The sequence below is a fragment of the Cellulomonas sp. ES6 genome (genome assembly GCF_030053835.1).
Classification (GTDB): Bacteria; Actinomycetota; Actinomycetes; order Actinomycetales; family Cellulomonadaceae; genus Cellulomonas.
Genome location: NZ_CP125655.1, coordinates 2,419,047 through 2,431,312 on the forward strand (window position 1 = coordinate 2,419,047; position 12,266 = coordinate 2,431,312).

The window sequence follows — 12,266 nt, forward strand, 5'->3', positions numbered from 1 at the left end:
CTCACCCGCACCCGCCCCGCGCCCGGCCGGCGACGCGCACCGCGTCCTGGCCGGGCGTCGTCGTCAGCTGCCGGGCTGCAGCGCCTGGACGGTCAGCAGCGTCACGTCGGTGCTCGCGCAGGCCTCGAGGCCGGCGTCGGGGACGTAGAGCGACTCGGTGGACCCGGGCGGGTAGACGCGGAACCCGTCGGGCTGCACCGGCGAGCACGACTCGGCGGGGTAGTTCTGCGCGACGGAGACGGTCAGGGGAGCGTGCGCGGTGCCGCCGGGGTCCAGCGTCACCGTGTCGTGGACGCTCGACCGGTCGAGCGTCGCGGACGCGCCGACCTGCTCGCCGTCCCCGCCGCCGACGAACGACACGCCCGGCCAGCCCTGGAGCCAGCAGGCGTCGTCCCCGGTGTTGGTGAGGACGAGGTCGACGTGCCGGCTGCCGGCGGCGGCGTCCTGGTCGGCGACGGACAGCTCGAGGTCGCCGGTCGCGCAGCGCGCGAGCTCCAGCCCGTCGCCCGCGCCCTCGTCGCCGGACGAGCCGCCGGGGCCCTCGCCGGCCGTCCCGCCGCCGGCGTCCGCACCACCGGTCGCGCCCGCGCCGGGCGTCGTGGCGTCGTCGCCGGGGGCCGGCGTGCCGGGCGTCGTGGTGGTGGCGGGCGGCGGCGCGGTGGGCGCGGCGGTGTCGCCGGAGGACCCGCAGCCGGCGAGCAGGGTCACGAGCCCGGCGGCCAGCGCGGTGGAGGTCAGGACGGTGCGGCGAACATGTTGCTGTATCACACAGCCATCTTGCGCTCCCCGCGCCGGGGGCGCAGGTCGGCGGGTCAGCGCCGCGGCGCCGTCGTGCCGCGCACCACCAGCGAGGTGGGCAGCCGCTCGTGCACGGCGCGCCCGCGCGCACCGGGCTGCGTCCCGCCCGGCTCGTCCTGCGCCCCGGCACCGCCGGGCAGCGCGGCGAGCAGCAGCTGCACGGCCGTGGAGCCGAGCTGCTGGATCTCCTGCCGGACCGTCGTCAGCGGCGGCGTGGTCGAGGCCGACTCCGGGATGTCGTCGAACCCCACGACCGACAGCTGGTCCGGCACCCGGACGCCGAGCCGGGCGGCGGCGTCGAGGATGCCCATCGCGGAGACGTCGTTGGCGGCGAACACGGCCGTGGGCGGGTCGGGCAGGGCGAGCATCGCGGCCGTCGCCTCGTACGCGGCGCCGCGCCGGTACTCCGCGACGTGCATGAGGTCGGCGTCGGGCGTCACGCCGGCGTCCATGAGCGCCTGGACGTAGCCGGCCTCGCGCAGCGCGGACGACTCCAGGTCGCGGCGGCCGCCGAGGAACCCGATCCGCCGGTGCCCCAGCCCGAGCAGGTGGCGCACGGCGAGCATCGCGCCCTCGAGGTTGTCGGAGTCGACCGTCGGCATCGCGCCCGGGCCGGCGTGCGGGTCGACGGCGACCACCGGGACCGGCGCGTCCGGGTCGACCACGGTGGGCGTCACGAGGATGGCGCCGTCGATCAGCGTGCCGCTCAGCCGCGAGAGGTAGCGGCGCTCCCAGCCGGCCCGTCCGGCGCCCCCGCCGGTGTAGGCGAGCAGCGCGTAGTCGGTGTGGGCGAGCGCCGCGCCGACGCCCTTGAGGATCTCGGTGGAGAACGGCTCGAACTCCGCGACGAGCACCCCGACGGCGAACGTGCGGTGCGACCGCATGCCGCGCGCGACGAGGCTCGACTCGTACCCGAGGCGGTCCACGACCTCCTGGACGTGGGTCGCCGTCGCCAGCGCGATCCCGTCCCTCCCGTTGATCACCTTGGAGACGGTCGCCACGGAGACACCGGCCTCGTGGGCGACGTCCGTGATCGTCACCCGGCGTGCCATGGCCGACATCCTACGGTTGCTAAAACGTTATCGACAACGGTTGACACGGTGGTTTGCCGCCTGCGAGAGTCCCTCGTGCAGTCCGGTCAGCGATGACGAGGGAGGCCCGACGTGAGCACTGGCGCACCAGTCGGCGTCGGCGAGGCCGAAGGGAAGCAGCCGGTGGGCTGACGCCTGGCGGCACATCGGGTCCGACCCACCGGGGAGGACCTCCGGTCAACTCAACGAAGAGGACAGATCTCATGAAGGCACGCAAGACACTCGCGGTCGCGGCCGCGGTGGTCGTGGGAGCCATGGGCCTGGCCGCCTGTGGCGGTGGTGACGACTCCGGGTCCAACGACGGGGGCGGTGACGGGAAGGTCGAGCTGACCTTCTGGCACAACTCCACGACCGGTGACGGCAAGGCGTACTGGGAGGACACGGTCGCCGCGTTCGAGGAGGCCAACCCGAACGTCACGATCACGATCCAGTCCATCCAGAACGAGGACATGGACGGCAAGCTCCAGACCGCCCTGAACTCCGGCGACGCGCCGGACATCTTCATGGCGCGCGGCGGCGGCAAGCTCGCCGACGTGGTCGAGGCGGGCCAGGCCATGGACCTCACCGACAAGCTCACCGACGAGACCAAGTCGGCGCTCGGCGAGGCGTCGCTGTCGGCGTTCTCGATCGACGGCAAGACCTACGGCGTCCCGACGGCCGTCCTCCCCGGCGGCCTGTACTACAGCAAGGACCTGTTCGAGCAGGCCGGCATCACCGAGACGCCGACCACGATGGACGAGCTGAACGACGCCGTCGACAAGCTCAAGGCCGCCGGCATCCAGCCGATCGCGCTGGGCGCCAAGGACGCGTGGCCCGCCGCTCACTGGTACTACTTCTTCGCGCTGCGCGAGTGCTCCGCGGACACGATGGCCCAGGCCGCCGCGGACATGAGCTTCGACGACGAGTGCTGGACCAAGGCCGGTCAGGACCTGCAGGACTTCGCGGGCACCGAGCCGTTCAACAACGGCTTCCTCACCACCTCCGCGCAGCAGGGCGCCGGCTCGTCGGCCGGTCTCGTCGCCAACCACCAGGCCGCCATGGAGCTCATGGGCGCCTGGGACCCGGGCGTCATCGCCTCGCTGACCCCGGACCAGAAGCCGCTGGCCGACCTCGGCTGGTTCCCCTTCCCGGCGGTCGACGGCGGCAAGGGCGACCCGAGCGCCATGATGGGTGGCGTCGACGGCTTCAGCTGCTACGTGGACGCCCCGGCCGAGTGCGCGGACTTCCTGAACTTCGCCGCTCAGAAGGAGTACCAGGAGAACTACGCCAAGGCGTTCGTCACCCTGCCGGCGAGCAAGGAGGCGCAGGGCGTCGTCACCGACCCGGCCCTGCAGGACGTCCTCGCGGCCTACAACGACGCGGCCTACGTGTCGGTGTGGCTCGACACCCTGTTCGGCCAGAACGTCGGCAACGCGCTGAACACCAGCGTCGTCGACATGCTGGCGGGCAACGGCAGCCCCGACGCGATCGTCGAGACGGTCAACGCCGCGGCGGCCAAGGAGTAGCTGGATCATGAGCGACTCGCAGGGCGTGGGCCCGCTGGTCACGACGTCGCCCGAGGGTCGCTCGGGTGTCGGGGACGGTGCCGTCACGGCGCCGTCCCCGGCCCCCCGGCCGCGGCGCCGGAAGAGGGGGAGCTGGCGTCAGCGGCTCGAGGTCACCCTCCTGACCGGCCCCGCCATCCTGATCTTCCTGGCGTTCGTGATCTTCCCGGTCGTCATGGCCGCCTACTACGGGTTCTTCAAGTGGAAGGGCTACGGCCCTCCGACCGACTTCGTCGGGCTGCAGAACTACCTCACGATCTTCCAGGACCCGACCTTCATCGACGCCCTGCGGCACAACGGCTTCATCGTCGTCATGTCGCTCGTCATGCAGGGTCCCGCAGCCGTCATCCTGGCGCTGCTGCTCAACCGCAAGATCCGCGGGCGGTCGCTGATCCGCGTGCTGATCTTCGTCCCGTACGTGATCTCCGAGGTCATCGTCGGCACCGGCTGGAGCCTCATGCTCCAGACCAGCGGCGCCGTGAACGACCTGCTCGGCAAGATCGGCCTCTCGGGCTGGGCCGTCGACTGGCTGTCCGACCCGAAGATCGCCATCTGGTCGCTGATGATCATCATCACCTGGAAGTACATCGGCTTCGCGGTGATCCTGTTCCTCGCCGGCCTGCAGTCGATCCCCGAGGAGCTCCACGAGGCCGCCGCCATCGACGGCGCGTCCTACTGGCAGGCGCAGCGCAGCATCACGCTCCCGCTGCTCGGCCCGACCATCCGGATCTGGGCGTTCCTGTCGATCATCGGCTCGCTGCAGCTGTTCGACCTCGTCTACATCATCTGGGGCCAGTACGTGTCCGCCACGGCGGGGACGTCGACGATGGCCACGTACATGGTGCTCAACGGCCGGAACGCCGGGAACTACGGCTTCGGCAACGCGGTCGCGGTCGTGCTGTTCCTCATCTCGCTGGTCATCGCGCTGACCTACCAGCGCTTCGTGCTCCGGCGTGACACCGAGGGCGCGCTCACGGAGAGGAAGAAGTGATGGCCGCCACCGCCGTGCAGGCGTCGCCCGTCGCCGCTCCCGGCCCCGCCCCGCGGCGCCGCGGGAAGTCGCTGGACCGCGTCAACCCGATGGTCTACGTCGTCGCGTGGGCCCTGGTCGGGGTGTGCATCGCCCCGGTGCTGTACATCATCCTGGGCGGCCTGCGGACGAACTCGCAGATCACGCAGGACCCGTCGGGCTTCCCCTCGACGTGGGAGTTCGGCAACTACGTCGACGTGCTGGGCAGCTCGCTGTTCTGGCAGCAGGCCGGCAACTCCGCGATCACGGCGATCGCGACCACCATCGGCGTGGTCGTGCTCGGGGTGATGGCCAGCTTCGTGCTCGCCCGGTACGACTTCCTCGGGCGCGGCGCGATGTACTCCCTGTTCGCCGCGGGCCTCATGTTCCCGATGACGGTGGCCATCACGCCGCTGTACATCATGATCAAGAGCCTCGGCCTCATGAACAGCCTGGCCGGCATCATCCTGCCGCAGATCGCCTTCGCGCTGCCGACGACGATCATCATCCTGGTGCCGTTCCTGCGGGCCATCCCGAAGGAGCTGGAGGAGGCCGCCGCCATCGACGGCGCGAGCCGGCTCGGGTTCTTCTTCCGGATGGTGGTGCCGCTGTCCGTGCCGGGCGTCGTCACCGTCGGCATCCTCGCGTTCATCGCGAGCTGGAACAGCTACATGCTGCCGCTGTTCATCCTGAACGACGAGTCCATGTACACCCTGCCGCTGGGTGTGCAGTCGTTCGCCTCGCAGTACTCCGTCGACACCGCCCGGGTGCTGGCGTTCACGTCGCTGTCCATGATCCCCGCGCTGATCTTCTTCTCGCTGTTCGAGCGGCGGATCGTCGGCGGGCTCACCGGCGCCGTCAAGGGCTGAGGCCACCGGTGCCCCGGCGGCCGCGCGGCTGCCGGGGCACCGGGCCCGCCCCCCTCGCACGTCCTTCTCTCTAGGAGCACCTCCGCGTGTCCGACCACATCGCCGACCGCCCCGCAGGACGCGTGGCCCCGTCGCTCCCCGCCCTGCCCGCCTGGCCCGTCGTCTCGGACCGCGTGCGCGACCTGCACGCCCGGATGACGCTGGAGGAGAAGCTCGCCCAGCTGGTGGGCTACTGGCTCGACCAGAACGGCACCGTCGCGCCGATGCAGTCCGAGATGGCCGCCGGCCAGAAGGACTCCGGCCAGCTCCCCGAGATCACCCGCCACGGCCTGGGGCACTACACCCGCGTGTACGGCACCCGCCCGGTGGAGCCGGCGGAGCGCGCGGCCTGGCTGTGGGCCGAGCAGCGTCGCCTCAAGCGCGAGACCCGGCTCGGCATCCCCGCGCTGGTCCACGAGGAGTGCCTCACGGGCCTCGCGGCGTGGAAGGCCGCCACCTACCCGACGCCGCTCGCCTGGGGCGCGTCGTTCGACCCGGACCTGGTGCAGGAGGCCGCCCGCGCGATCGGCGACTCGATGCGCGAGCTCGGTATCCACCAGGGCCTCGCCCCCGTGCTCGACGTCGTCGGCGACCCGCGCTGGGGCCGCGTCGACGAGTGCATCGGCGAGGACCCGTACCTGGTCGGCACCGTCGGCACCGCGTACGTCCGCGGCCTCCAGGAGGCCGGCGTGCACGCGACGCTCAAGCACTTCGTGGGCTACTCCGCCTCCACGGCGGGGCGCAACCACGCGCCGGTCGAGGCCGGCCCCCGCGAGATCGCGGACGTCTACCTGCCGCCGTTCGAGATGGCGGTCCGCGACGGCGGCGCGCGCTCGGTGATGAACGCGTACGTCGACATCGACGGCGTCCCGCTCGCGGCGAGCACCGAGTACCTGACGCAGGTGCTGCGCGAGGAGTGGGGCTTCGACGGCGTCGTCGTCGCCGACTACTTCGCCGTGGCGTTCCTCGAGGTCATGCACCGGATCGCCGCCGACCGCGGCGAGGCGGCCGCGCTGGCGCTCGAGGCCGGCCTCGACATCGAGCTGCCCACCGGGGACGCGTTCCTCGAGCTCGCGGACCGGATCCGCTCCGGCGAGGTGGACGAGGCGCTCGTGGACCGCGCCGTGCTGCGCGCGCTCGCCCAGAAGGAGGAGCTCGGGCTGCTCGACCCCGAGGCGTTCGAGGACGAGCCGCCGGCCGAGATCGACCTGGACTCCCCGCGGCAGCGCGAGCTGGCGCGACGCCTCGCCGAGGAGTCCGTGGTGCTGCTCGCCAACGACGGCGTGCTGCCGCTGGCCCGGCCGGCGCGCGTCGCCGTCGTGGGCCCGAACGCGGCCCGGCCCGAGGCGCTCATGGGCTGCTACTCGTTCGCCAACCACGTGCTCGCGCACCACCCGGGCCTGCCGGTCGGCTTCGAGATCCGCAGCGTCCAGGAGGCGCTGCTGGCCGCGCTCCCGGAGGGCACCTCGGTCGTCACCGCCGAGGGCTGCACCGTCGAGGGCGACGACCGGTCCGGCTTCGCGGAGGCGGTCGCCGCGGTGGCGGACGCGGACGTGGCCGTGGTCGTCGTCGGCGACCAGGCGGGCCTGTTCGGGCGCGGCACGGTCGGCGAGGGCAACGACGTCGAGTCGCTCGAGCTGCCCGGCGTGCAGCGCGCCCTCGTGGCCGACCTGGTCGCCACCGGCACGCCCGTCGTCATGGTGCTGCTCACCGGCCGGCCGTACGCGATCGGCTGGGCCCTCGACGGCATCGGCCCGCGTCCCGCGGCGGTCGTGCAGGCGTTCTTCCCCGGCGAGGGCGGCGGCGACGCGATCGCCGACGTGCTCACCGGCGCCGTGAACCCGTCCGGCCGGCTGCCCGTGTCGCTGCCGCGCGCGGCCGGCGCCCAGCCGTACCGCTACCTGCACCCGGTGCTCGGCGGGCCGTCCGACGTCACGTCGACCGACCCGACGCCGGTGCGGCCGTTCGGGTTCGGCCTGGCGTACACGACCTTCGCCTACTCGGACCTGGCCGTCGACGCCACGGTGGACTCGGCCGCGTCGTTCGAGGCCGCGGTCACGGTGACCAACACCGGGGACGTCGCGGGCACGGAGACCGTCCAGCTCTACGGGCGCGACGTGCACGCCTCGCTGGTCCGGCCCGTCGCGCAGCTGCTCGGCTACGGGCGGGTGGACCTGGAGCCCGGCGAGTCGCGCCGGATCACGTTCCGCGTCCCGACCACGCGCCTGGCGTTCACGGACCGCCGGATGGTGCGGGTGGTCGAGCCCGGCGACGTCGAGGTGTGGGTCGCGTCCCACTCCCAGGCGTCCGCGCCGGACGCGCTGGGCGACACGACGGGCGGGGCGATCAGCAACAGCCGCGGCCGCGAGGAGCGCGCGCTGCCGGGCACCGCCACGCCGCGGCGCACGGTCGTCGTCACCGGCGGGGTGCACGAGATCACCGGCGCCGACCAGCGCGTGGTCGAGGTCAAGGTCACCGCGCCGTGACGACGGTCCCCAACCCGCTGCTGCCCGGCTGCTACCCCGACCCGTCGGTCTGCCGGGTCGGGGACGACTACTACCTCGTCACCTCGACGTTCGAGTACCTGCCCGGGCTGCCGGTGTTCCACAGCCGCGACCTCGCGAGCTGGGAGCAGATCGGGCACGTCGTCGACCGCCCCGGGCAGCTCGACTACACCGGCCTGGCGTCCTCGTCCGGCCTGTACGCCCCGACGATCCGGCACCACGACGGCCGGTTCTGGGTCATCTGCACGCTCGTGGACCAGGCGGCGGCCACCCGCGAGCCGGGCCGCGGCAACTTCCTCGTGACCGCCACCGACCCGGCCGGCCCGTGGTCCGACCCGGTGTGGCTGGACGAGGACGGCATCGACCCGTCGATCCTGTTCGACGACGACGGCCGCGTCTGGGTGCACGGCACCCGGCCGGCTCGGCAGCCCGAGTGGCACGACCAGACCGAGGTCTGGGTGCGCGAGCTCGACACGGAGACGCTGCGCCTGACCGGCCCGGAGCACGTCGTGTGGTCCGGCGCCGTCCGCGGCGCGGTCTGGGCGGAGGGGCCGCACCTGTACCGGGTGGGCGACGGCTACTACCTGCTCGCGGCGGAGGGCGGCACCGAGTTCCACCACGCCGTCAGCGTCGCGCGCGCCGACCGCGTCACCGGCCCGTACACCGGGAACCGGGGCAACCCGGTCCTCACGCACCGGCACCTGGGCCGCGGGTCGGGCGTCGTGGGCGTCGGGCACGCGGACCTGCTGGAGGCGGCCGACGGCACGTGGTGGGCGGTCGCGCTCGCGATGCGGACCTACGGCGGCTACCACTACCCGCTCGGGCGGGAGACGTTCCTCGTGCCCGTGACGTGGGAGGACGGCTGGCCGGTGTTCGCGCCGGGCCTGGGTCGCGTGCCGGACCACGTCGAGGTGGCGGGCGCCGGCGCCTGGCCCCCCGGGGTCGTCCAGGCCGCCGCTCCCGGGCCCGTCCCGGCCGGTGACCTCCGGTGGACCGCGGTGCGCGCGCTGCCGTCCGAGGTCGCCACCGCCGACGGTGACGCGTGGCTGCTGCCCGTGCGCCCCGCGGGTCTGGGCGACGTGGAGGTGCCGGCGTTCCTGGGCCTGCGCCAGCAGCGCACCGACCTCGACCTGCGCGTGACGCTCGAGGCCGACCTGGCCGAGGGCGAGGAGGCCGGCCTCGCGGCACGGCAGTCCGAGCGGCACCACGTCCGGCTGTCGGTCGGCGCCGCGCAGCCGGACGGCACCCGGCGGGCCGTGCTCGTGCGCCGTGCGGACGACGACGAGACCGAGCTGGGCTCGGTGACCCTCACCGGGCCGGAGGGCGCCCCGGTCACGCTGCTGCTGCGCGCCCGCGGCACGCAGTACGCCCTGCACGCCGGGATCGGGGACGCCGAGCCGGTGCTCGTCGGGCACGCCGACGCCCGCTGGCTCGACTCGGTGACCACCGGCGGGTTCCTCGGCGTGTGGCTCGGGGTGCACGCGACGAGCGGCGGCCGGCCGACGACGTCGGTGGTGCGGGTCCGCGAGGTGCTGCTCGACCACCCGCGGTAGCGGCTGCCGCACGACGACGAGGCGCGGCGTCCCGGTCGGGGCGCCGCGCCTCGTGTCTCAGCCCAGCGTGGTCCGCACGAACTCGACGGCCTCCAGGTCCTCCTGCGGGCCGCCGGACTCGTGCCCGTTGTAGCGCCAGACCCGCAGCTCCTTCGGGCCCTGCCACTCGCGGTGGGCCGCCACGACCGTCGACGGCGGCACCACGGGGTCCATGAGGCCCACCGAGAACCGCGCGGGGGCGGTGCCGCGGCGGGCCATCGCGACGCCGTCCACGTAGGACAGCGTGCGCAGCACCTGCTCGGCGGCGTCCCGGTGGATCGCGAGGTACTCGACGACCTCCGAGAACGGCTTGGCGTCGGTGATGCCGATCGCCCGCGCGATGTCGCACAGGAACGGCACGTTCGCGACGACGGCGCCCACGCCGTCCGCCAGCGCGCCCGCCGCGAGCGCCATCGCGCCGCCCTGGCTGCCGCCCACCACCGCGACCCGGTCGGGGTCGACGCCCGGCAGGGCGCGGGCGGCGTCCACGGCGAGCACCGCGTCGGTCAACAGCCGGCGGTAGTAGTACGTGGCCGGGTCCTCGATGCCGCGCGTCATCACGCCCGGCACCTGCGGGCCGGTGCCCCAGGGGTCCGGCGTCGCGCCGCGGCTCCAGCCGGCGCCCTGGCCGCGGCTGTCGACGTACAGGTGCGCGAAGCCCGCGGAGGCCCACAGCAGGTTCTCCGTGACCTCGCCGCGGCCGCCGCCGTAGCCGACGTACTGCACGACCACCGGGAGCGGGCCGTCCACCCCGGCGGGGCGGCGGTACCACGCGCGCACGGGGTCGCCCGCGAAGCCCGGGAACGTGACGTCGTGCAGCTCGACCGTCGTCAGCGGCGTCGCCACCGGCTCCACCGTCGTCGCGGCGCCGCGCCCGCGGCTCTCGGTGAGCGTGCCCGCCCAGAACGCGTCGAAGTCCTCCGGGTCCACCAGCGCGGACACGTGCTCCCACAGCTGCGGCTCGGCCAGGTCCAGGTACACGGCACTCCCGTCATCGACGACGTCATGGACGGGAGAACGATATCGGTGCGGCGGTGACGTCCGAGGTCAGACACCCAGGAGGCCGCCGATCCGCGTGGACGGCACCCCGGGCCCGCCCACGGCGCGGCCCCCGCCTACGCTGGCCGGGTGACCGCGCTGCACGACCGGACCGCCCTCGACCTGCGTGACGGCCTGCGCGCCGGCGACCTCGACCCGGTGGCGGTCGCCGACCACTTCCTGGCGCGGGCGGCGGCGAGCGACCTGGGCGCGTTCGCGACGACCACGCCGGAGGCCGCGCGGGCACGGGCGTCGGCGCTCGCGGCGGCCGGCCCGGTGGCGGGTGCGGTGCTGTGGGGGCTGCCGCTGGCGGACAAGGACCTGGGGGACCGCGCGGGGGTGCCGACGGGGTTCGGGTCCCGGGCGTGGGCCGGTGCGCACCGGTACGTCCCCGAGGTGAGCGGCGACGTCGCGCAGGTGCTGGACGCCGCCGGCGCGGTGTCGCTCGGGAAGACCGCGGCGCCGGAGCTCGGGTTCCCGGCGACCACCGAGCCGCTGACCGGGCCGCCCGCCCGGAACCCGTGGGACCCGGGGCGCAGCGCCGGCGGGTCCAGCGGCGGCGCGGCGGTGGCGGTCGCGGCGGGCCTGCTGCCCGTGGCGCCGGGCTCGGACGGCGGCGGGTCCATCCGGATCCCCGCGGCGGCGTGCGGGCTGGTGGGGCTGAAGCCGACGCGTGGCCTGCTGCCGGCCGGCGGCGGGGTGGAGTCGCTCGGCGGTCTGGTGGTGCACGGGCCGATCGCCCGGACCACGGCGGACGCGGCGCTGCTGCTGGAGGGCCTGCTGCCGCGGGACGCCGACGGGGCGGTGCCGCACCCGCGCACGCTGCGGACCGCCGCCGGGCCGGCCGGGTCGTACCTCGCGGCGGCGCTGCACGGCGCGACGCCGGACGGGCGGTCGGCGTTCCGGGTGGGCGTCAGCACGTTCAGCGCCTGGCAGGACGCGTACGACGTGGCGCCGGGGCCCGAGGCGGTGGCCGCGCTGGACGACGCGGTCGCCGCGCTGGGCGCGCTCGGGCACGACGTCCAGGACACCGGGCGCTGGGACCCCGACCCGCGCTACGCGCCCGCGTTCCGCGCGCTGTGGATGGCCGGCGCGTCCGCGGTGCCGCTCGACGACCCGGAGCGGCTCGCGCTGCTGGAGCCCCTCAGCCGCTGGCTGGTGGAGCAGGGCCGCGCGCTGCCGGCGCGGGCGCTCGCGGAGGCGCTGGCGGACCTCGCGCGGTTCGAGCGCACGATGGTGACGCGCGTCGGGCGCTACGACGCGGTGCTGCTGCCGGCGATGGCGATGACCCCGCGGCCGCTCGGGTGGTACGACGCGGAGGACCCGGAGCGGAGCTTCGCGCAGCAGTGCGCGTACACGCCGTACACCTCGATGCTCAACGTCGCGGGGCTGCCCGCGATCACGGTGCCGGTGCGGTGGACGGACGCCGACGACGCCGCGCCGGCGGGGCTGCCGATGGGGGTGCAGCTCGCGGGGCGCCCCGGGAGCGAGCACGTGCTGCTGGCGCTCGCGGCGCAGCTCGAGGAGCGGCTCCGCTGGCCGGATCGGCGACCGCCGACCTGGTGACCGGTCAGCTCGCGCGGCGCCGCGCCCGGTAGACGGCCGTCATCCGGTCGAACTCGTCGCGGGTCAGGCCCATCGCCTCGATCATCTCGACCTCGAGCCGCTGGTGCTCGACCCGCTCCGCCGCGGTGCGGGGCGGCCGCGCGGCGAAGTAGCGCGCGCTGACCTCGGTCAGGCGGTCGTGGTCGATCGGCCGGCTGCTCATGCCGAGCACCGTAC

At 74.5% G+C, this 12,266-nt stretch carries 10 protein-coding genes; 6 read left to right on the plus strand and 4 right to left on the minus strand.

Annotated features, from left to right (window positions below; genetic code table 11):
* Positions 1-63: 63 nt before the first annotated feature.
* On the minus strand, positions 64-768 hold the full coding sequence (locus P9841_RS11325) for a DUF4232 domain-containing protein (RefSeq protein ID WP_283318787.1): 705 nt from the start codon (positions 766-768) through the stop codon (positions 64-66).
* 44 nt (positions 769-812) lie between these two features.
* Entirely contained in the window at positions 813-1,850 is a 1,038-nt protein-coding gene (locus P9841_RS11330; protein WP_283318788.1) for a LacI family DNA-binding transcriptional regulator, read from the minus strand.
* A 242-nt stretch (positions 1,851-2,092) separates the two neighbouring features.
* Between P9841_RS11330 and P9841_RS11335 the strand changes: the two genes are divergently transcribed.
* From P9841_RS11335 to P9841_RS11355, 5 genes are all read left to right on the plus strand, one after another.
* The gene (locus P9841_RS11335) at positions 2,093-3,394 is read left to right on the plus strand and encodes an extracellular solute-binding protein (protein ID WP_283318789.1); all 1,302 of its coding nucleotides are present in this window, start codon (positions 2,093-2,095) and stop codon (positions 3,392-3,394) included.
* A gap of 7 nt (positions 3,395-3,401) precedes the next feature.
* Positions 3,402-4,424 carry a carbohydrate ABC transporter permease gene (locus tag P9841_RS11340; RefSeq protein WP_283318790.1) on the plus strand — a complete coding sequence of 341 codons (1,023 nt, stop codon included), beginning with the start codon at positions 3,402-3,404 and terminating at the stop codon, positions 4,422-4,424.
* Positions 4,424-5,311 (plus strand): carbohydrate ABC transporter permease, encoded by an 888-nt coding sequence (locus P9841_RS11345; protein WP_283318791.1) that lies wholly within the window; start codon positions 4,424-4,426, stop codon positions 5,309-5,311. Before P9841_RS11340 ends, P9841_RS11345 begins: the two co-directional genes overlap by 1 nt.
* An 86-nt stretch (positions 5,312-5,397) precedes the next feature.
* The gene (locus P9841_RS11350; protein ID WP_502847522.1) at positions 5,398-7,836 is read left to right on the plus strand and encodes a beta-xylosidase/alpha-l-arabinosidase; all 2,439 of its coding nucleotides are present in this window, start codon (positions 5,398-5,400) and stop codon (positions 7,834-7,836) included.
* Positions 7,833-9,407 carry a glycoside hydrolase family 43 protein gene (locus P9841_RS11355; protein ID WP_283318792.1) on the plus strand — a complete coding sequence of 525 codons (1,575 nt, stop codon included), beginning with the start codon at positions 7,833-7,835 and terminating at the stop codon, positions 9,405-9,407. The genes P9841_RS11350 and P9841_RS11355 overlap by 4 nt, the downstream gene beginning before the upstream one ends.
* 57 nt (positions 9,408-9,464) lie before the next feature.
* Here the strand turns inward: P9841_RS11355 and P9841_RS11360 are convergent, their stop codons facing one another.
* Complete coding sequence (locus P9841_RS11360) at positions 9,465-10,427, minus strand: acetylxylan esterase (protein WP_283318793.1); 963 nt, start codon at positions 10,425-10,427, stop codon at positions 9,465-9,467.
* 147 nt (positions 10,428-10,574) lie between these two features.
* On the opposite strand from P9841_RS11360, the gene P9841_RS11365 reads away from it, so the two are divergent.
* A complete protein-coding gene (locus P9841_RS11365; protein WP_283318794.1) occupies positions 10,575-12,050 on the plus strand; it encodes an amidase in 1,476 nt (491 codons plus the stop codon).
* Between the two features lie 4 nt (positions 12,051-12,054).
* Here the strand turns inward: P9841_RS11365 and P9841_RS11370 are convergent, their stop codons facing one another.
* Positions 12,055-12,252 carry a hypothetical protein gene (locus tag P9841_RS11370; RefSeq protein ID WP_283318795.1) on the minus strand — a complete coding sequence of 66 codons (198 nt, stop codon included), beginning with the start codon at positions 12,250-12,252 and terminating at the stop codon, positions 12,055-12,057.
* Positions 12,253-12,266 lie beyond the last annotated feature (14 nt).

Bases quoted from the DNA above. Each gene is read 5' to 3' on its own strand.
- P9841_RS11340 (WP_283318790.1), top strand. From the start codon at position 3,402: ATGAGCGACTCGCAGGGCGTGGGCCCGCTGGTCACGACGTCGCCCGAG.
- P9841_RS11345 (WP_283318791.1), top strand. From the start codon at position 4,424: ATGGCCGCCACCGCCGTGCAGGCGTCGCCCGTCGCCGCTCCCGGCCCC.
- P9841_RS11330 (WP_283318788.1), bottom strand. From the start codon at position 1,850: ATGGCACGCCGGGTGACGATCACGGACGTCGCCCACGAGGCCGGTGTC.
- P9841_RS11370 (WP_283318795.1), bottom strand. From the start codon at position 12,252: ATGAGCAGCCGGCCGATCGACCACGACCGCCTGACCGAGGTCAGCGCG.
- P9841_RS11335 (WP_283318789.1), top strand. From the start codon at position 2,093: ATGAAGGCACGCAAGACACTCGCGGTCGCGGCCGCGGTGGTCGTGGGA.